At 40.5% G+C, this 21484-nt stretch carries 18 protein-coding genes and 1 rRNA gene; 6 read left to right on the forward strand and 13 right to left on the reverse strand.

All coding sequences use genetic code 11. From position 1 onward, the window contains the following. Positions 1–248: 248 nt before the first annotated feature. The 5 genes from H6A27_RS08130 to H6A27_RS08150 are packed head-to-tail and all read right to left on the reverse strand — an operon-like array spanning position 249 to position 5151. On the reverse strand, positions 249–1520 hold the full coding sequence (locus tag H6A27_RS08130; protein ID WP_204401421.1) for an adenylosuccinate synthase: 1272 nt from the start codon (positions 1518–1520) through the stop codon (positions 249–251). 23 nt (positions 1521–1543) lie between these two features. Further along, positions 1544–2002: a Fur family transcriptional regulator gene (locus H6A27_RS08135; RefSeq protein WP_204401423.1), complete on the reverse strand. Its 459-nt coding sequence runs from the start codon at positions 2000–2002 to the stop codon at positions 1544–1546. Positions 2003–2055: 53 nt separating this feature from the next. After that, positions 2056–2727 carry a DNA alkylation repair protein gene (locus tag H6A27_RS08140; protein WP_204508308.1) on the reverse strand — a complete coding sequence of 224 codons (672 nt, stop codon included), beginning with the start codon at positions 2725–2727 and terminating at the stop codon, positions 2056–2058. A gap of 8 nt (positions 2728–2735) precedes the next feature. Continuing rightward, positions 2736–4700 carry a dipeptidyl-peptidase 3 family protein gene (locus H6A27_RS08145; RefSeq protein WP_204508310.1) on the reverse strand — a complete coding sequence of 655 codons (1965 nt, stop codon included), beginning with the start codon at positions 4698–4700 and terminating at the stop codon, positions 2736–2738. Beyond that, on the reverse strand, positions 4687–5151 hold the full coding sequence (locus H6A27_RS08150) for a helix-turn-helix domain-containing protein (RefSeq protein ID WP_204401429.1): 465 nt from the start codon (positions 5149–5151) through the stop codon (positions 4687–4689). Before H6A27_RS08150 ends, H6A27_RS08145 begins: the two co-directional genes overlap by 14 nt. A gap of 329 nt (positions 5152–5480) precedes the next feature. On the opposite strand from H6A27_RS08150, the gene recQ reads away from it, so the two are divergent. After that, entirely contained in the window at positions 5481–7301 is a 1821-nt protein-coding gene (gene recQ / locus H6A27_RS08155) for a DNA helicase RecQ (RefSeq protein WP_204508331.1), read from the forward strand. Between the two features lie 149 nt (positions 7302–7450). On the opposite strand, the gene H6A27_RS08160 is transcribed toward recQ, so the two are convergent. Then, entirely contained in the window at positions 7451–8275 is an 825-nt protein-coding gene (locus H6A27_RS08160; protein ID WP_204508311.1) for a tetratricopeptide repeat protein, read from the reverse strand. A gap of 114 nt (positions 8276–8389) precedes the next feature. Here H6A27_RS08160 and msrA point away from each other — a divergent pair, with 114 nt between their 5' ends. The 5 genes from msrA (at position 8390) to H6A27_RS08185 (ending at position 13411) form a co-directional block, all read left to right on the forward strand. After that, positions 8390–8875, forward strand: a complete 486-nt coding sequence (msrA, locus tag H6A27_RS08165; RefSeq protein ID WP_204508312.1) for a peptide-methionine (S)-S-oxide reductase MsrA — start codon at positions 8390–8392, stop codon at positions 8873–8875. A gap of 226 nt (positions 8876–9101) precedes the next feature. Next, positions 9102–9467 (forward strand): BlaI/MecI/CopY family transcriptional regulator, encoded by a 366-nt coding sequence (locus tag H6A27_RS08170; RefSeq protein WP_204401433.1) that lies wholly within the window; start codon positions 9102–9104, stop codon positions 9465–9467. A gap of 49 nt (positions 9468–9516) precedes the next feature. Further along, positions 9517–10794, forward strand: coding sequence for a M56 family metallopeptidase (locus H6A27_RS08175; protein WP_204508314.1), 1278 nt, complete (start codon positions 9517–9519; stop codon positions 10792–10794). Between the two features lie 82 nt (positions 10795–10876). Then, complete coding sequence (locus H6A27_RS08180) at positions 10877–12091, forward strand: TlpA family protein disulfide reductase (RefSeq protein WP_204508316.1); 1215 nt, start codon at positions 10877–10879, stop codon at positions 12089–12091. A 15-nt stretch (positions 12092–12106) separates the two neighbouring features. Then, positions 12107–13411: a tetratricopeptide repeat protein gene (locus H6A27_RS08185; protein WP_204508318.1), complete on the forward strand. Its 1305-nt coding sequence runs from the start codon at positions 12107–12109 to the stop codon at positions 13409–13411. Between the two features lie 89 nt (positions 13412–13500). Here the strand turns inward: H6A27_RS08185 and leuB are convergent, their stop codons facing one another. The 7 genes from leuB to rrf all read right to left on the reverse strand — a co-directional run bounded on the left by leuB (position 13501) and on the right by rrf (position 21484). Further along, positions 13501–14562 carry a 3-isopropylmalate dehydrogenase gene (gene leuB, locus H6A27_RS08190; RefSeq protein ID WP_204508320.1) on the reverse strand — a complete coding sequence of 354 codons (1062 nt, stop codon included), beginning with the start codon at positions 14560–14562 and terminating at the stop codon, positions 13501–13503. Between the two features lie 25 nt (positions 14563–14587). Next, positions 14588–16108, reverse strand: a complete 1521-nt coding sequence (locus H6A27_RS08195) for an alpha-isopropylmalate synthase regulatory domain-containing protein (protein ID WP_204508321.1) — start codon at positions 16106–16108, stop codon at positions 14588–14590. Positions 16109–16125: 17 nt separating this feature from the next. Continuing rightward, positions 16126–16728 (reverse strand): 3-isopropylmalate dehydratase small subunit, encoded by a 603-nt coding sequence (gene leuD / locus H6A27_RS08200; protein ID WP_204508323.1) that lies wholly within the window; start codon positions 16726–16728, stop codon positions 16126–16128. Between the two features lie 21 nt (positions 16729–16749). Further along, entirely contained in the window at positions 16750–18144 is a 1395-nt protein-coding gene (leuC, locus tag H6A27_RS08205) for a 3-isopropylmalate dehydratase large subunit (protein ID WP_204508325.1), read from the reverse strand. 79 nt (positions 18145–18223) lie between these two features. Next, positions 18224–19720 carry a 2-isopropylmalate synthase gene (locus H6A27_RS08210; RefSeq protein ID WP_154043983.1) on the reverse strand — a complete coding sequence of 499 codons (1497 nt, stop codon included), beginning with the start codon at positions 19718–19720 and terminating at the stop codon, positions 18224–18226. A gap of 312 nt (positions 19721–20032) precedes the next feature. After that, the gene (pncB, locus tag H6A27_RS08215) at positions 20033–21199 is read right to left on the reverse strand and encodes a nicotinate phosphoribosyltransferase (RefSeq protein WP_204508327.1); all 1167 of its coding nucleotides are present in this window, start codon (positions 21197–21199) and stop codon (positions 20033–20035) included. A 174-nt stretch (positions 21200–21373) separates the two neighbouring features. Next, positions 21374–21484, reverse strand: a 5S ribosomal RNA gene (gene rrf, locus H6A27_RS08220).

A 21484-nucleotide genomic window follows, 5' to 3' on the forward strand; every position in this document is an offset into this window, starting at 1 on the left:
GCCTCCCAACTGAAGGATTATATTTAAGAGAGAGATAATATATAACAATTTTCTGCCCTAATATATACAAAAATCAACAGATGAAAAAATTTACGTCAAAATTCTTTCAAAATAAAAGCAAAATAATGAATTCATAAATATTTATTCAGTAAATAATCAATTTGGCTTACGATAATACAAAAACTGCTGATTTCCAAACTTCAAATGGAAACCAGCAGTTCAAAAGGATTATAATCTAATATATATGATTATTGTTCAGTATATCTTTCGATAGTCTGTGCACGGTCAGGACCAACAGAAACGATTTTGATTGGTGTACCAAGCTGTTCTTCAAGGAATGATATGTAAGCATTGAATTCTTCAGGGAATTCGTCTTCGCTCGTCATCTTTGTCATATCAGTCTTCCATCCAGGCAATTCAACGTAAACAGGCTCAACACCTTCGTTGATATCGTATGGGAAATAATCAATTTCCTCGCCATTAACCTTATAAGCCACACAAGCCTTGATTGTATCAAATCCGTCAAGAACATCACTCTTCATAAGGATAAGCTGAGTAACACCGTTAACCATGATAGAATAACGCAGAGCAACAAGGTCAATCCATCCGCAACGACGTTCACGGCCTGTCACAGCACCATATTCATGACCAAGATCACGAATAGTCTTGCCTGTCTCGTCGAACAATTCTGTCGGGAAAGGACCAGAACCTACACGTGTACAGTAAGCCTTCATGATACCATATACCTCGCCAATTTTATTTGGACCAAGTCCAAGACCTGTACAAGCCCCTGCGCATATAGTATTCGAAGAAGTAACGAACGGATAAGAACCGAAATCAACGTCAAGCATTGTTCCCTGAGCACCTTCGCAAAGCACGCTCTTGCCTTCTTTAAGAAGGTTGTTTATTTCGTGCTCGCTGTCAACAAGGTTGAACTGACGAAGATATTCAATGCCTTCCATCCACTGTTTTTCCAGCTCTGTAATGTCATATTCATAATTCAAGCTCTTCAGAATCTGTTCATGACGGGCTTTAGCGGCAGCATATTTAGCTTCGAAGTTATTCAATATATCACCAACACGCAAACCGTTACGGCTAACTTTGTCTGTATAAGTAGGACCTATACCTTTACCGGTAGTACCGACTTTTGAGGCTCCCTTTGCCGCTTCGTACGCAGCATCAAGAATACGGTGTGTAGGCAATATGAGATGTGCCTTTTTAGAAATGTGCAAACGTTCCTTCAAAGGATGTCCGCTTGCTTCCAATGCTTCGGCTTCAGCCTTGAACAATGATGGGTCAAGCACAACGCCGTTACCAATAATATTTACTTTGTCACCCTGGAAAATTCCTGATGGGATAGAGCGGAGAACGTATTTCTGTCCTTCAAACTCCAGAGTATGACCTGCATTCGGACCACCTTGAAAACGCGCAACTACATCATAACGTGGAGTCAGGACATCTACTACCTTACCTTTTCCTTCGTCGCCCCACTGTAAACCTAACAAGACATCTACTTTCATGATTGTTATATTTAAAATAGTTTTTATTTATTCTTTTTTCGTTTAGACACACATTTACTGCATAATCCATATATATACAATGAATAATGCGTAGGCTGGAAACCCTTCAATTTACTCTGTACTATTGCTTGTTTAAGATTTTCATCTTCAAATTCCGACACTTTTCCACAAGAAGTACAAATCATGTGATGATGGGTTTCATTGTTATACGAACGTTCGTATTGCGAAGTATTGCCAAATTGATGTTTAATAACCAGACCGGCATCAATAAGAAGAATAATTGTATTATAAAGAGTGGCACGACTGACACGGAATTTTTCTTTTTCTTCCATATACTGCAGCAAGGTCTCTATATTGAAATGTCCCTTTATAGAATATATGGAATCGAGTATAGCATAACGTTCGGGCGTCTTACGATGTCCGTTCTTCTGTAAGTACTCAGTAAGTACCTGTTTTACCGTATCTTTTATCTTGTCTGCCATTAAAAAATATCTTCAGCGGTCAAAGTTAATATAATTTACTCAATTCAAGAAAACTATTGACAATATTCTATATCATATTTTATTTCGTCGATATAAAGTTTCAATTCCGGATTGGCAGTTTTGCTCAAAAGTCCCAATTGCCTGCTTACAAGTTTAGCATTATCCTTTGACTGTACTGAGAATTTTTTCAGGGCTGTAGCAGCAGCCTTTTTTACCATAGGTTCACCGCCTTCTATTTCCGTAAAAGCCTGATCCATAAACTCTGCCTCGGCACGTTCGTTCATCTTCATGCCTTTCATCAGGAGTCGTGTCATAAGCATATATCCGCAGAATTGATAATAAGGACGCTCGTCTGCCATCCATTTAAATACCACATCCGACGCGTAATCCACATGCTGTAATATGTTCATTACAGTGTACTCAGCCAGCTCGGGATATTTCATATCGTCAATCCATATCTCTGCTATTTCCTTACAGAAGGTATCTGCCGGCTGAAGCAAGGTTGCCATAATCTTACACTCACGAATATTCTCCTTCCACAATGCCTGCGCAAGCTCATGATTTTTTTCATATTCGGCAGCAATTTCCCTGATACGGGAATATTCAATACCGAAATTCAGTTTGTAGTCCATTCCCTTTTCGCGCATGCTTTGAGAAATGACTCCGTTCATAAACAAACGGAATTTCGACTTTATGTCCTTTATTGTTTCCTGTACGTCGTTCATGTTTTAAATCAAAGATTAGAATAGTCACGACTATAACGAAGCATCTGTTCCGCATAACCTTCGCTATAATCTATTGTTACATCAATTATATTGTTTTTGTCGTCAGTCAACGCTGTATATACCGGATTGATAAATCCCTTGTATGGTGCAAGGTGCAGTTCTCTGTATCTTTCAAGAATTTCAGAATGTAATTTCTGATTTACCTTTACGGCGTACTTTTCTACCAGCTCACGTGCGGCTTCATAGTCGCCTTCACTCTTTATTCTTTGAATTTCAGCAAGTAATTCACCGAACAGAGAACGTAACTTATCATAATCGTTTACTACGACATAAGTTTTTTTATCTTTTACAACAAGTTTTACAACTTCATCTTTTGCCCCATGCTCCAAGGCCCATGCAGCAATAAGCTGTCGGTTACGCATGTGCGATTCCTCGATACAGCATCCCGGTTCAATTCTGACAAGCTGAGTCAGCAAACCGTTCATCATGTACGAATAATATTCAGCCTTATATGCCTCACCGTCAGGAGTAAGCCCGAGTTCTACCATTTTTGCGTCCGGCAGATAATAAAGGCCGAACAAATCGGCACGTGCCTCCTCTATTGTGGCTCCGTATGCCTTAAGCGCATCAGGATCGACACCAGGAAGAAGTTTTCCGGAACCATGACCAAGACATTCATGAAGATCAGTATGCAAATCGCCTGTTATATCAGCATATTTGTCAAGAAGTACCTTCTCGTATTCACCATATACAAACTCATCTCTGAAACCGTTTCCTTTTGCAGCCTTGTTGTAAGCATCTGTCAGATTACCTATAGTAACTGACTTTGAGCCATGGATACTGCGAATCCAGTTAGAGTTTGGCAGGTTTATGCCTATAGCACTTGCAGGATAAAGGTCACCTGCAAGAATCGCAGCAGTAATAACCTTTGCCGACACACCCTTCACCTCAGTTTTCTTGAACTGTGATGAAACAGGCGAGTTATCCTCAAACCATTGAGCATTCGAGCTTAACACCTCAGTACGATGTGTAGCTTCAAGGTCCTTAAAGTTTACAATGGACTCCCAGCTTGCTTTCATTCCCAACGGATCGCCATAACTTTCAATGAATCCATTGACGAAATCAATTCTCGACTCCGTATCTTTCAGCCAGCAAATGGAATAGTCGTCAAACACTTTCAAATCGCCCGTACGATAAAAATCCACGAGCAAACGTATAACCTCTTTCTGATGTTCGTTCTCAGCTACATCCATAGCCTTCTCTAACCAATAAACAATCTTGCTTATGGCTTTTCCATATTCGCCGTCGAGTTTCCAGACCACTTCGGTTATCTTACCATTCTTCTTCTCAAGACGGCTATTCATTCCGTACATAATCGGAGTCTCATCATCAGGTGATTTCATGGCGGAATAAAATTCCTCGGCTTCCTGCTGTGTAACCCCTACATAATAATTGGATGCTGATGTCAACAGCAAGTCCTCACCATCAACCTGATTGACACGTTTAGGCATCATTTCCGGATCGAACATAACCGGGAACAACTCATTACACAAGCCTACAACGGTCTCTCCTGCTGATAATGGCAACAATGACTTATCCAAAGCCATAACAGAATTACGGAGGAAATCAACTGAAAATCCGGGAATAAATTTATCTGTGGAATAATGGTGATGAATTCCGCTTGCAAACCACACTCTCTTAAGATACACTTCGAATGCCTGAAATTCAGAATCAGAACGGTCGCCATCGTAGTTCAGATATACAGCCTCCAACAGACGGCGAATTTTCATATTATATTTTCCATTCTGGTCAAAAAGAATATCACGCCCGTTCAGCGCGGCTTCAGAAAGATAATATATAAGTTTTTTCTGGTTTAATGTCAATGACTCAAATCCCTGTACTTTGTATCGTAAAATCTGCAGATCGGCAAATTGCTCTACAGAATAATTAAAATTATCTTCAGATGTTTTCATGATTCTTTCTGTATTCATTAGGAGTAATACCTACAATTCTGTAAAAGGCAGCATAGAAAGACTGTCTGTTGGCAAATCCTGACATGGCACTTATTTCCTCAATATTTTTCCCTGCATATCTTTTGTCGGTCAACATGCGTTTTGCCTCCTTAATTCTATATTCATTAAGCAGACATGAAAAGTTCATTTTAAATTTTGAATTTACCACTGCGGAAAGATACCGGGTATTAGTCTTAAGCATTTTTGCCAAGTCGCTGGCGGAGAAGTTCGGTTGTTTATATCTTTTGTTAGTCACCACCAGTTCGTATATTCTGTCGTAAAGTTCGTCCGCAAGTTCAGTCCTGATAAGATCCCTATATGGCGCAGACTTGATTTTCTTGTCACGCAAATTATATGGTCTCTTCTCCTGATCATTGCTTTCCGAATTGATTACTCCATGATTATTTTCCATTTGTGCTGATATGTTTTAGTCTTAGTTTACAATTTTTCAATACAAATTTGTAAGATTTTTTTCAGACCACAAAATCTTTGTCAAAATTTTTCGTGTAGTTTTTTATATCTCAAAGAGTTCTTTTTTTACCATTCCACATACAACTCTCTATCTATTAAGCAACAAAGATATTTATATATATTTTTTCTCACGGACAAAATTTTCGTCTTCAAACAGTATTCAAACGGTATTTAAATACTGTTTAAATGAAATTCGGTTTGTAATGTACAATTATTAACGCAATGAATTTTATATTATCTTTGCATCCGCTTAAAACCCCAGAAACAGAAATGCGAAACATTCTCAAAACATATTTCGGATATACCAAATTCCGTCCGCAACAGGAAGAAATAATTACAAATATACTAAACAGAAAAGACACCCTCGTACTGATGCCTACCGGTGGAGGCAAATCGTTATGCTATCAGATTCCGGCATTGATGATGAAAGGTACAGCCATTGTAGTATCACCACTCATATCACTTATGAAAGACCAGGTGGAAGCCCTGCAAGCAAACGGTATTACGGCACGTGCCTTGAACAGCATGAATACCGACACTGACAACACCAATGTACGTATGGAATGTCTGCAAGGAAAAGTCAAACTGCTGTATATCTCTCCAGAAAGACTTATATCCGAAATAAACTACTTGCTTAGAGACATTGAAATATCACTCTTTGCAATAGACGAGGCACATTGCATTTCACAATGGGGACATGATTTCCGCCCTGAATACACACAGCTGGACATACTTAGAAAACAGTTCTCCCGGATTCCGATAGTGGCACTTACTGCCACTGCAGACAAAATTACACGTCAGGACATCGTAAAACAGCTGAAAATGAATGAACCGGAAGTGTTCATTTCCTCGTTCGACCGTCCTAACCTGAGTCTTGACGTGAAAAAAGGTTATCAGCAGAAAGAGAAAATCAGAATAATTAAAAGATTTATTGAAAAGCATGGCAATGAAAGCGGAATCATATACTGCATGAGCAGAAAGACCACCGAAAAGGTTGCCGAACTGCTTTACGACGAAGGCTTCGACACAGCAGTGTATCATGCAGGGCTATCAAACTCAGAACGCGAAAAGGCTCAGGACGATTTCATAAACGACCGTGTACAGATAGTATGTGCCACTATAGCATTCGGCATGGGAATAGACAAATCAAACGTGAGATGGGTAATTCACTACAACCTGCCCAAAAGTATAGAAAGCTTCTATCAGGAAATAGGACGTGCGGGAAGAGACGGAATGAAGAGTGACACAATGCTGTTCTACTCGCTTGGCGACATGATTCAGCTCACCAAATTTGCCGAAGAAAGCAACCAGAAAGAAATCAACATAGAGAAACTGAACCGCATGCAACAGTATGCCGAAGCCGACATCTGCCGCCGAAGAATACTGCTGAGCTACTTCGGAGAAACCATGGAGCATGACTGCGGGAACTGCGACGTATGCCGTAATCCTCCTGAAAGATTTGATGGAACTATTATTATACAGAAAGCCCTGAGTGCAATAGCAAGAACCAACCAGCAGATAGCTACCGGAACACTCATAGAAATACTCCGTGGAAACTTTACACAAGAAATTACCGAAAAGGAATACGACAAAATAAAGACCTTTGGCGTGGGCAGGGACATACCTTCACGCCACTGGCAGAACTATCTGCTGCAAATGCTTAACATGGGCTATATAGAAATAGCCTACAATGAAAACAATCATCTTAAAATAACAGAACTGGGAGCAAAAGTCTTATACGGCAAGCTGAACGCCGAACTGGTTGTAATTAAAGAAGATGAATTCTCCAATAAGCAATATAAAAAGAAAACCATCAGCTCATCGCCTGTACAGATTAAGAAAAATGCTTATAGCAGTCAAGAGAAAGAAGACACCCTGTTCGAAACCTTGCGCCTGCTGAGACTGAAGCTGGCAGAACAGGAAGCTATACCTCCTTATATTGTAATGTCCGACAGTACGCTGCAATCGCTTTGCGACAAGAAGCCTATGACAATGGAAGCTCTGGACGACATTTCCGGATTCAGCGAATACAAAAAGAAGAAATACGGACGCGATTTCGTAAATGCAATAAAGATTTTCGTAAATGAATAAGAGGGAAACACAGTTTTTATATCAAAAGAACTGACATAGTTAGCGTTACACGTACGTGTAACGCGTGTATCACGACCGTGTCACACGCGAAACACAAGCGCGTCACGCCCGTAACACGTACGTGTAACGCCAACTATGATTAGGAATTTCTATTTACATTTCTTCATCTGTTCCATAAGCACCGGGCGAGGTATTCCTAGAGTGATGGCTTTCTCGTATGCCTTGAGAGCCTTATTCTTATCTTTTAGCGACAGATATACATCGCCCAACTGCACAGTGGTCTCCGCATCTTTCGGATTAAGGCGTAATACTTCTTCCAGATCAATAACGGCCGCCTCAGGATACCCTCTTTCCAAATCAAGATTAGCCCTCATTAACAAGAGTGAAGCATCATCAGTGAACTCACCTATAAGCAGATTCAATTTGTCACGAGCCGCAGTAAGGTTTCCTTCGCGCTGGTCCAGCATAGCCAGACCTATACGTGCAGCCTTATGCGACGGCTCTTTTCCAACTATCACATTATAATCTATACGCGCCTCCTTGTATTCACGACGCTGCATATATATGTATGCACGGTAAAGGCGAGCCTCAATATTTTCCGGTATAAGGTCTATCACATTACAGAAATCGACGTATGCCTTCGAATCCAATCCTTTGTCCAGATACAGAGTTCCACGGTTTAGAAGCATGGCTGTGGAATACGGAGTGATATTAAGTGCCATTGTATATGCCTCTATTGCCTCATCAGTACGCCCCATGCGTTTCAGCACTGTACCAAGATTGGAAAAAAGAAGGGCATTACGCGCATTGTTAGGGTCCATCTTCAAAGCCTCGCGGAAAAGTTGTTCCGCCTGCACAAGACTGTCGCTCAATGCATATTTCATAGCACGTTCCACAACCTCATTGTAAGCTTGGGAATACGATTTGGAAAAAGTACAAAGCGATATAAAAATGAGTATAAATATTTTCTTCATAATGACGAGTTCACAGTAGTTATGGCGCAAAGGTAACAGATAAACAGATAAATAGTGCAGCAGTTAAAATCTTTTTGTATGTTTGCACATTCATTTATAAAACAGACTGAAATCATGAAAACAGAGAAAGCTATTTTTGCCTGCGGATGTTTCTGGGGAGTACAACACCAGATGGAAAGGGCAAACGGTGTGATAAACACCACAGTGGGATACATAGGCGGACACAAGGAAAACCCTACATATCAGGAAGTAAAGGCTCACACTACGGGACACGCCGAAGCTGTGCTTGTGGAATATGACGCCGAAAAGATTTCATACACAGACCTGTGCAAGCTGTTTTTCGAAATACACGACCCCGCACAGACCGACGGACAGGGTCCTGACATAGGTCCTCAATACAGAAGCGAGATTTTCTATCTTGACAATTCACAGCTGGAGCAGGCGCAGAATGTAATTTCCATCTTACGCGACAAAGGATATGAAGTAAACACAGCTCTTACTCCGGCTTCACATTTTTGGGAAGCTGAGGGCTATCATCAGCATTACTATGACAAAACAGGCGGCGAGCCTTATTGCCATATCAGAGTAAAAAAATTTTGACATAATTTCCACTTCAGGAAAACCGTCATAAAACGACAGTTCATTTTGACTAAAACGACAGTTCATTTTATTTCGAATGACCTGTCGTTTTTTTATTGACACCGGCACTCCGAACTGCCAATATGAATTATTTCCGTCATTAACCATGTTTAACCTTCTAATATTTGCACAATTACGATTATTTCGTAGATTTGCGAAAAGTTAGTAATTAAAAGATTGATACGATATGGAAAAACTTACTTTTCAGGAAGAAGAAGCTATGCGTTTTATATGGAAACTTGGTCCTTGCTATGTGAAAGACGTAGTGGGATGTTATGACGAACCGCTTCCACCCTATACCACGGTTGCATCAATAATAACCAACCTTAAAAGAAAAGGTTACCTGAAAGCCGAAAAGTTCGGAAACACTTACAGATATACACCGCTGGTGAAACAGGAAGAATACACCAAAAGCTCGGTAAGCAGTCTGGTGAAAAACTACTTTGCCAACTCATATAAGGAAATGGTTTCTTTCTTCGCCAAGGAACAGAAGATTTCGAAAGACGAACTTAACGAAATCATAAATCTGATAGAAAAAGACGGAGACAAATAAATCTCTGTCAGATAACTGTAAAATCTTCAATACTTAAAATACCTTATTTATGATATACCTACTTCAAGTCAATTTGGGCATAATCCTGTTTTACGCTCTGTACAAACTGATATGCACACGCGATACTTTCTTCAATTCAAGAAGGTTGATACTTATGCTGGCACTTATCCTTCCGTTCATCATACCGCTGATTGATATCCGTGAATGGATGGAGACGCGCGACAGCCTGGTAATGCTGACAAATTTTGATTATTCCACCACTATTCCTGAAATAGTAGTCGGAACGGCCGGAACTGAACCGGGAAATCAGGTATTTGTAATTTCCGAATGGATAAAATATATATACATTGCCGGAATATTGGCATTATCCGTAAGACTGATTATTCAGGCCATAAGCCTATACCTGATTATACTCCGCACACCTGAAAAGACAGTGAACGGAATACGTATTAAATGCATGAAAGACAAGTCCGGTCCGTTTTCATTCTTCAATTGGATTTTCCTGAATCCTGACAATGTGAAAGAAGAGGAAATGAGCGAAATTCTCACTCATGAAATGGCTCATGTCCGCCAGAAACATTCCATAGATATAATTATAGCAGAACTTGTAAATATATGCTGTTGGATAAATCCATTCGCATGGCTGATGAAACGCGAAGTGAGACTGAATCTTGAATTTCTGGCAGACAGAAAGGTTATGGATGCCGGATTCGCCACAAAAAGCTATCAATATCACCTGCTTGGACTGACATACAATCACAAGTACGGTTTATCTAATAATTTTAATTTTTCTCACCTTAAACAACGTATCATTATGATGAACAAGAAAAAGACAAACGGTGCGGGACATATCAAATATGCCCTGTTCGCCATTCCGGCCTTTGCTCTACTCCTTGCCGGAAACATTTCATGCTCTTCGGAAGCAACAAAGACTGATGATGTAAAAGGAAACGCTACTACTGTAAAACCTGATGCGGTAGAAGTTCCTATTGACAAACCAGCAACAACGGACGAAACATTCGCAGTAGTGGAACAAATGCCGGAATTTCCGGGAGGCATGAAGGAGCTTATGACATACCTTAAGGATAATATTAAATATCCTAAAGCAGCTCAGGACAAAAAAGTGCAAGGAAGAGTAATCGTTCAGTTCGTAGTTGAAAAGGACGGCACTCCTACTGAATTTAACGTTTTACGTTCTGTAGATCCGGACCTTGATGCAGAAGCGTTGAGAGTATTGGGCGAAATGCCTAAATGGAAACCTGGAATGCAGAAAGGTCAGGTTGTAAGAGTTAAATACACCGTCCCTGTAACATTCAGACTACAGTAAATCAATTTTCTGAATCCACTTTAAGATGTGATTAACGGCAGGAATCTTAAAGTGGATTCTTAATATAAGACTATCACTATTTATGAAAACACATATCTACATTTATATTTCCATATTATTCATGGTAATGTTTTCCGCCTGCGGAAAGAAAACTGACAGGGAATATCTTTCTGAAGTGCTTGAGAATATGAACAAGGTAAATTCCGTAAAATACCATTGTGTACTTAAATCTTGGGAGCCGGGAGACAATGAACCTGTTTACAACGAACATAGGGAAATATACGAGCATGTAAATCCTGAAGATACCGCCATAGGTTATTCATATATCATTGCATCCGATAAGGAATTCAAGCATCCTCTATCAGTATATGACGGAACTGTTCAATCGTATATTGAAGAAAAGGAGAAAGAAATAGTGATAGATGACTTCACACGAAAAAGGCCTGTAGCGTTCAGATTAATCAAACAAGAAGCTTTTTATCACATGAAAGCAATAATAGATTATGCGCTGAACACAAACGACAGCATTGTCCTAACACTGAAGGACGAAGGAAAGGATTTTCTTATGGAACTGACGATAAATATGCCCAATCAGGTAGAATTTTTCGGTAAGGCACAATATTTGCCGGAAAACCCATACACATACGACCCTACATCTATTTACAAAGTATGGATTTCTAAAGAAAATGATATACCATACCGCTATCGCAGGGAAATGCAACATAATATAAATGAAGAAATCTGTTCCGACTTTGTATTCAACCCCTCGGGAATGGGAAAAATAATAGCAGAAGATTACTATCCGGAAGGCTATGAACGGTATATAAGAGGACAGAAAAAAGAGAAGCCTGCCGTTGACATGACAGGCAAGACTGCTCCGGAATGGACTCTGACTGATATTAACGACCGGAAAATCTCACTTAAAGACATTAAATCTAAGATTGTCCTGCTACAGCTCACAGGAATAGGATGCGGTCCGTGTAAAGTTTCTATCCCTTTCCTGAACAGGCTTAGAGAGAAATACGACAATAATGAGCTTGAAATCATAGCTGTTGAGACATGGATAAAGAGAAAATCATCGAGCGAGAACTATATCAGGAAGAATGATATAAAATACAAATTCCTCACTGCCGACAAGGAAAGTATAGAAAAACTTATTAATGACTATCAGGCCGGAAGCAGTGTTCCTCAATTTTATCTGATAGGTAAAGACAGAAAGATATTGAAGAAATTCCAAGGATACGCCGAAAAGATAAGTGACAAAGAGATAGAGGACGAGATTAAGAAAAATCTATAAATCACATACACAAATATGAAATCAGGAAGACTTCTTTTTTGTTTGTCATGCACCTTTACGCTCGGAGTGCTGGCTCAAAACAAGGACAGCATAAGAATTGCAATTGATAATTACGAATACGAAAAGGTTCTTGAAATTACTTCGTGTACCGACTCGCTTGACGAGGAATGTACGGAATTCAGGCTACAGGCCTGTAAGGAACTCAACAAATGGCAAACCGCACTTCCGCTACTCCAGAAGAGACTTGAGCGGGACAGTACTTCACTAAAATCATGGGCAGAAATAGCGGAGTGCTACAGAAGGATTGGAGATGTAAGGAAAAGTTCTGAAGCATACGCTCATGCCGTGAGACTCAGCCCCGACAAATCTTTCTTCAGACAAAAACACATCAATGCCCTGATTGCTCTTGACGACCTGGAAAATGCGAGGAAAGCATGTCATGACTGGATAGACCGTGATTCCACTTCTGCCACGGCTTACCGCCTGTTGGGAGAAACTTACGAAAACGAAGATCCTCTATCTGCCTTTGCCGGATATAATGCCGCATTTCGCCGTGATTCGCTGGACCCTCAGATTATATCCAGAATAGCCAATATGGTAAATAACAATGGGCAGTATTCATACGCGATGCTCATTACAGAGGAATACCGACGACATGACTCGCTCAACATAGACGTGAACCGCCAAAATGCAAAAGCTTTCTGCATGATGAAAATGTATCCCAAAGCGATAGAAAGATATGAAAGCCTGAAAAGAATGGGCGACAATTCTTATTTGACATTGTTCTATCTCGGTATGTCGTACTACGGCAACTATGATTTTTATTCCGCTTACGACAATCTGAAAAAGGCTATAAGCATAATGCAACCGTCAGGACCAAACACAGGAGCCTTATATTATTTCGCCAAATCTGCTGCCCGTACTTCATGGAAAGAAGAAGGTGTAGAAGCCATGAATACTGCCATATCGCTGACCATGCCAACAGACAGTGTTATGATCCGACTCTACAAAGGTCTGGCAGAATGCTGCGAGCTGAACCTTGACACCAAAAGTGAAATAGCCGCTTTATTAAAGCAATACGAATACTCCAAGGATAATGTGTTGTTCTATACCATCGGATGCAGATATTATTACAGAGATGACTACGAGAATGCTTTAAAATATTTCAACAAATATATGGAGAATGTTCCCGAAGACAAGCGTTATAAATATGACGAGAACGGAGAAATAGACAATGACAGAAGAACCTATTATCAAGACGCAGAAATAAAAATCAAGAATATCAAGGAACATAAATTCTTTAAAGGAAAACCACAGTAAGATTATTACATTCGACCACAGAATATAAAAAAAGTCCGGACAGAAGATAAAAAACTGTCCGGACTTCTTATATTGTATATGAGTAATGATTATGCTTTCTTGATATAGTCAACAATCCACTGGCCAACTTCCTTAGTACCGTATTTGGCACCGCCTTCTACCTGAATTTCAGGAGTACGTACGTTGGCATCAAGCGAAGCATCAACGGCACGACGGACCAATGCTCCTTCTTCTTTCAAATCAAAATATTCGAACAGCATTGCTACAGACAATATCTGTGCCAACGGATTGGCGATGTTCAGCCCTTTAGCCTGTGGCCAAGAACCGTGGATAGGCTCGAATACCGGTGTACTTTCGCCTGTAGAAGCAGATGGAAGAAGTCCCATAGAACCGCTGATTACAGAACCTTCATCTGTAAGGATATCACCGAATGTATTTTCTGTAACCATTACATCGAAGAACTTAGGTTCCTGAATCATCTTCATTGCTGCATTGTCCACATACATATAGTCTGTAGTCACTTCTGGATACTGCGGAGCCATTTCCTGGGCAATCTGTCTCCACAAACGTGAAGAAGCAAGCACATTTGCCTTATCTACCACAGTAAGATGTTTGCGGCGTTTCATCGCATATTCGAAACCTACTTTCAGGATTCTTTCGATTTCAGGACGAGTGTACATATTTGTATCGTATGCCTTGTCGTTATCCTGATATTTTTCGCCGAAATACATACCTCCTGTCAGCTCGCGGATACAAAGAAAGTCTGCACCGTCAACGAGTTCTGCTTTAAGAGGAGACTTGTGTACCAGGCATTTGAAAGTCTGCACTGGACGGACGTTTGCAAACAAACCGAGTTTCTTGCGCATAGCCAGAAGTCCCTGTTCCGGACGGACTTTTGCTGTAGGGTCATTATCGAATTTAGGATCACCTACTGCCGAGAACAATACCGCATCGGCATTTTTACAAGCCTCGTAAGTTGCTTCCGGAAACGGATCGCCAACTTTATCTATTGCGTCTGCACCACAGATGGCATATTCGTATGAAACTTTATGGCCGAATTTCTCACAAACGGCTGTCATTACATCAACTCCCTGAACGGAGATTTCCGGTCCTATTCCGTCACCGGCTAATACTGCTATTTTAAAATCCATTGTATTTGAGTTTTAAGTTTATTTTCTATTCAATAAGATTCAACATTTTTATTGTAGCTTTAATTGCTGCTTCTGTCTGGTCGGCATCCAAACCACGGGTACGGAATTCCTTGTCTTCATAATTCCATGTTATCACTGTCTGTACAAATGCGTCTGTGCGTCCGCCCGGTGGAATGGTAACGGCATAATTCACAAGCATAGGGAACTTACGGTTCAGTGTCCCTTTATATATCTTTCGCAATGCGCGTACAAAAGCATCGTACTGACCATCACCACTTGAGCTTTCCTGATATACTTTACCGTCTATCTCTATGCTCAATGTAGCCATAGGTTTCAATCCTTGGGCAAGGGTGACAAAGTAGCTTAAAAGCTTGACCTTTTTATCTACCGTATCATGTTTGAGCACATCACTAATGATATAAGGCAAGTCGTCCTGAGTCACAAGTTCCTTGCGGTCGCCAAGTTCGATGATACGGTCTGTCACCTTGCGCATTGATTCTTCATCGAGCTCCAATCCAAGGCTTTCAAGATTCTTACGGATATTCGCCTTACCTGAGTTCTTACCCAAAGCATATTCCCTCACACGACCGAAACGTTCCGGCTGAAGATCGTTGAAGTAAAGATTGTTCTTGCTGTCACCGTCGGCATGGACACCTGCCACCTGAGTAAACACATTCTGACCTACTATAGGTTTGTTGGCAGGAATACTTATACCTGAATATGATTCAACAGTACGGCTTATCTCATTCAGACGGCTTTCGTCAATATGTGTGATAGCCTGAAAATGATCTTTCAATATCGCCTGCACACTGGCAAGAGGAGCATTTCCTGCACGCTCGCCCAAGCCGTTGATTGTGGTGTGAAGACCTTTTACTCCACTCAGAACTGCTGCCAATACATTGCTGACAGCCAGGTCATAGTCATTGTGTGCATGGAAATCGAAATGCAAATCAGGATAGCGTTTCTTCATTTTGCGCATATACTCTATCACCTGAAGAGGATTCAGAATACCTAAAGTATCGGGCAGCATAAAACGCCTTATTCCTACATCAAGCAATCCGTCAACAAGCCCGAAAACATATTCCGGAGAGTCTTTCATACCGTTACTCCAATCTTCCAGATAAAGATTGACTTCCATGTCACGGTCCAAAGCGTATGCCACTGTACGGCGAATATCTTCAAGATGTTCCTCAAGTGTTTTCTTCAGCTGATAACGGCAGTGTTTCTCCGAGCCCTTTGAAAGAAGGTTTATCACACGGCCACCTGCATCATGTATCCAATCAACAGAGACAGTACCGTCCACAAAGCCAAGTACCTCTACCTTATATAGCATATTGTGGCGTGCTGCCCAATCGCATATCATCCTGACAGCATTCAGTTCTCCGTCGGACACACGTGCCGATGCCACCTCTATCCTGTCAACCTTCAGGTCTTCTAGCAACATGCGGGCTATCATCAGTTTTTCGTGTGGTACAAACGATACTCCGCTGGTCTGTTCACCGTCGCGGAGTGTTGTATCCATTATTTCTATTACAGGATGATCCATATTTATCAGTTCAATTATTATCTTTTACTTACAGCTTCTTCGTATGCTGCTATCTTGTCCCTGTTTTCTACAAGGAAATCTATATCGTCCAGACCGTTCATCAGGCAGTGCTTCTTATAGGCATTTATCTCGAATTTCTCCGATTTGCCTGTAGCCTTGTTGGTGATAGTCTGTTCAGGAAGATTTACCTCTACCTCTGTTTTAGGATCTGCATATATGGAATCGAAAAGCTCTTTAAGGAATTCTTCGCTTACCACTACCGGAAGAACGAAATTGTTCAGTTCGTTATTCTTGTGGATATCAGCAAAGAAACTTGACACTACCACTCTGAAACCATATCCGGCAATTGCCCACGCCGCATGCTCACGGCTTGAACCGCTACCAAAATTCTTTCCTGCCACCAAAACCTGTCCGCTGTATTTAGGATCGTTCAGTACAAAGTCTTTATTCAACGAACCGTCCGGATTATATCTCCAGTCGCGAAAAAGATTGTCACCGAAAAACTTCTCATCACGTGTAGTTGCTTTAAGGAAACGTGCAGGGATTATCTGGTCTGTATCCACATTCTCCAAAGGCAAAGGGATACAAGTGCTTGTTATTATATCGAATTTCTGTTTCATTGTTATACTCTATTTTACTGATTACATAAGTGTTCTTGGATCTGTTATCACTCCTGTTACGGCTGCGGCTGCGGCTGTAAGCGGACTCGCAAGCAATGTTCTTGAACCAGGTCCCTGACGTCCTTCGAAGTTTCTGTTGCTTGTAGAAACCGAATATTTGCCTGCTGGAATCTTGTCGTCGTTCATTGCAAGACATGCAGAGCATCCCGGCTGACGGATTTCAAATCCGGCTTCTTCCAAAATTTTGTCGAGACCTTCTTCACGGATCTGTTCGTCCACCATCCATGAGCCCGGAACGAGCCATGCAGTAATGTTATCAGCTTTCTTACGTCCTTTAACTATCGAAGCAAAGGCACGGAAATCTTCTATACGTCCATTTGTACATGCTCCAAGGAAAACGTAATCCACTTTCTTTCCAATCAGGTTTTCACCCGGAACAAATCCCATGTATTGCATAGATTTCTCAAAAGAACCTTTCTCCACTTCACTCATACCGTCGGTAGTAGGAATATCAGAAGTAATGGCCATACCCATACCAGGGTTTGTACCGTATGTAATCATCGGCTGAATGTCTGCTGCATCATAACGGACTTCTTTATCAAACACAGCGTCATCGTCACTCTTCAAAGTCTTCCAGTAAGCAAGAGCCTTATCCCACTCTTCTCCTTTAGGTGCATATTCGCGTCCTTTGATGTATTCGAAAGTCACTTCGTCCGGAGCTATCATACCGCCACGTGCTCCCATCTCGATAGACAGGTTACACAGAGTAAGACGTCCTTCCATAGTAAGACTGCGGATAGCTTCTCCGGCATATTCCACGAAATATCCTGTAGCACCGCTTGTAGTCATCTTCGACATCATATAAAGAGCCACGTCTTTTGCAGTCACTCCTTTACCAAGCTTTCCGTCGATAGTGATACGCATTGTCTTAGGGCGCGACTGAAGAATACACTGCGATGCCATAACCATTTCCACTTCACTGGTTCCAATACCAAAAGCCACTGCTCCCATGGCACCGTGAGTAGATGTATGCGAATCGCCACATACGATAGTCATTCCTGGAAGTGTCAATCCTCTCTCAGGACCAACCACATGAATGATACCATTCTTCTTGTTCATCATTCCGAAATGTGTCAGACCGAAATCGGCAGCATTCTGTGCCAAGGCATCCACCTGTGCTTTTGATACAGGGTCTTCTATCGGTTTGTCCTGGTCGTGAGTCGGTGTGTTATGATCCGGCATACAGTAGATTTTCTCAGGACGGAAACACTTCAAACCGCGTGCACGCATACCAGCGAAAGCCTGCGGACTTGTCACTTCGTGGCAATAAAGACGGTCTATATATAATTGGGTAGGTCCTTCTTCAACCTTCTGCACTACGTGTGCATCCCATATTTTGTCAAATAAAGTATTCATGTAAGTTTAAAATTGTGAGTTTATTGTTTTTTATATAAACAAAACCAATCACTATTAATTGTTAATTATTAATTAAGTTTCATTTTCTGAACTTGTTGATACAGTCAATATAAGCTTCCACAGATGCGGCAATAATGTCTGTATTGGCTCCGAAGCCATAATACATCTGACCGTCATATTCCACCTGCATGTGTACTTTACCAACATCATCACTACCCTTGCTGATAGCCTGAATAGTAAATTCTTTCAGTGTCATCTGGCGCTTGATAATCTGCTTAACTGCTTTAATAGCAGCATCCACAGGACCATTACCGGTAGCAGCTGCCTCGAAATGCTCACCTGATATGTTAAGTCCGAGACTTGCAACAGAACGAACTCCTACACCACTTGTAACTTGCAGATATTCCAATTTGATATGATGATTCACATTTCTGTCGGCACCGGCCAATACCATTATATCATCGTCAGAAATATCTTTCTTCTTGTCGGCAAGTTTAAGGAAATCCTCATAAACCTTGTCAAGTTTCTCCTGAGTCATATCCAATCCAAGAATATGAAGTCTGTGTTTCAAGGCAGCTCGTCCGCTGCGGGCTGTCAATACAATAGCATTATCATCAATACCCACATCCTTAGGATCGATAATCTCGTAAGTCTGAACATTCTTCAATACTCCATCCTGGTGTATTCCCGACGAATGTGCAAAGGCATTACGTCCTACAATGGCCTTATTAGGCTGGACAGGCATATTCATCAAGCTTGAAACCATTCGGCTTGTAGGATAGATTTTCTGTGTATTTATATTTGTATCAATATCAATGTCATTGTGGCAACGAAGAATCATGGCTACCTCTTCAAGAGAAGTATTTCCGGCTCTCTCACCTATACCATTGATAGTCACCTCAACTTGTCTGGCTCCGTTCAAAACACCGGAAATAGTATTTGCTGTAGCCATACCCAAATCATTATGACAGTGAGTTGAAATTATAGCCTTGTCTATACCATTGACATGTTCCATCAAATATTTGATTTTTGCACCATATTCTTCAGGAAGGCAGTATCCGGTAGTATCAGGAATGTTCACAACTGTAGCTCCGGCTTTGATTACAGCTTCTACCACTCTGGCCAAATACTCATTTTCAGTACGTCCGGCATCTTCGGCATAGAACTCCACATCCTCAACATATCGTTTTGCGTATTTCACTGCTGCAACAGCACGTTCTATAATTTCTTCTCTTGTTGAATTGAACTTATACTTGATATGTGAATCTGATGTACCGATTCCTGTATGAATTCTTTTATGCTTTGCATATTTCAAAGCCTCTGCAGCTACATCAATATCTTTCTGAACCGCACGCGTAAGGGCACAGATAGTAGGCCATGTAACAGCCTTTGAAATCTCAATGACAGAATTGAAATCGCCCGGACTGGATACCGGAAAACCTGCTTCAATAATGTCCACTCCAAGTGCTTCCAACTGGCGGGCAACCTGAATTTTCTCTACAGTATTAAGCTGACAACCAGGAACCTGCTCACCATCTCGAAGAGTTGTGTCAAAAATAAATAATCTCTCACTCATATTCTTTGCATTTTATATAGTTATCAAAAAAAAGCCTTTCGCACAGGGAAGTGAGAAAGGCTTGATATATCTTAATATTTTTACATCAGTATGCACGCGACTCACTTCCCACCGGTGTTCCCAGTAGAATAATAATACCGCATAGCAAAATATGTAAAAACATTGTATTCATATAATATTCTTTTTTTGTTCGATGCAAAGGTATATATATTTTTGGAATAATGAAATAAAATGAAAGTTTTTCTCTACATTTAACAACAATTTAATAGTTCTACTATATTATTACTATTATTATATCAATTCTGTTAATGGTCATTCTATTCTGAGTTCATGCATGCATGCCTGAACTTCTGTTATGCTTCCCATGTGTTTTCCCATGTCATCCGACAATTTTATACATTCTCGCCAGCCTTGGTTGGCATTCATCTTACATTTTGACAATTTCATTACAATATTCGACGGCTGGTAGCCTGTGTCATTGGTAAGGTTCGTACCTATTCCGAACGAACATCTTATTTTACCCTGACAATGCTTATATAATGACAAAGCTTTCTCAAAATCCAGGGCATTACTGAAAATTATTGTTTTGGTAACAGGATCTATACCCAACTCCTTATATCTGTCAATAAGTTTATCTACAAACTCAAGTTCATCCCCGGAATCACATCTTACGCCATCAAACAGTTTTGCCTGCTTACGGCTGAAGTTTGTCAGAAACGATTCGGAAGTATATGTATCAGACAATGCCGTACCTAAATCACCATCATACACATTTACCCAATTCTCCAATGCCATATAATTGGCATGCTTGTATCCAAACTGGGCTCCGTGAAACATGAACCATTCATGTGGATGCGTTCCCATAGGACGCATATTATATTTCATGGCAAGATAACAGTTTGATGTACCGGTACAGTATTTAGAATGTTTCTTCAGATAATCTACCACCCAATCATGTACTTCGAAAGAAAATCTTCTTCGTGTTCCGAATTCAGAAAATGGCATGAAATTCGAGTTGGACAACTCCACTTTAGTGGCTAATTTTGCAAGAACCTCTTCTTTCAAAGGTTTCTGATTGAAAAACATATTCTTTATTTCAGAAACTATTGCAAGAATAGGAACTTCATAAAGAGTAACCTTATATAAATAGTCGGTAACTTCAATATGCAGATGACGCTCCTCATCAAGATAAACCTCTATTATCTCAGGATTAAAGCGGAAAGAAGACAACCACTCCCAATATACTCTTGGCATAAATCTGCAATTGACAGACATATATTCAAGTTCATCAGATGTCAGCCCTACTCCTTTCAATCTGTTGAACTCTTCTTTAAGCGCATTCAGGAATTCATCCGAATACACCGTTTCGTCACGATCCTTAAAACTGAATGTTCCTATTGCGTAAGGAAACAACTTTATATAAGCGTATGATGTAGTGAACTTATATAAGTCTGTATCTAAAATTGATTTTATTATCATAGATATAATTTTTTTGTCAATGTGGTAAATTTACAATAAATTAATCGTAATGTAAAATTTATGCGCGTTTTACTTTCACATCTTTCAAAAAATGATTTTACAGGTAAACAAAGTCTAAATTGTATAAACGCAAAAAATCCCCGAAGTATCTCTACCTCGAGGATCTCTCATATAAGACGGCGACTACCTACTCTCCCACTTGTACGCAGTACCATCGGCGTGACGAAGCTTAACTTCTCTGTTCGGAATGGGAAGAGGTGGAACCTTCGTGCTATAGTCACCTTA

This window comes from Bacteroides caecigallinarum (assembly GCF_016902295.1).
Taxonomy (GTDB): domain Bacteria; phylum Bacteroidota; class Bacteroidia; order Bacteroidales; family Bacteroidaceae; genus Phocaeicola; species Phocaeicola caecigallinarum_A.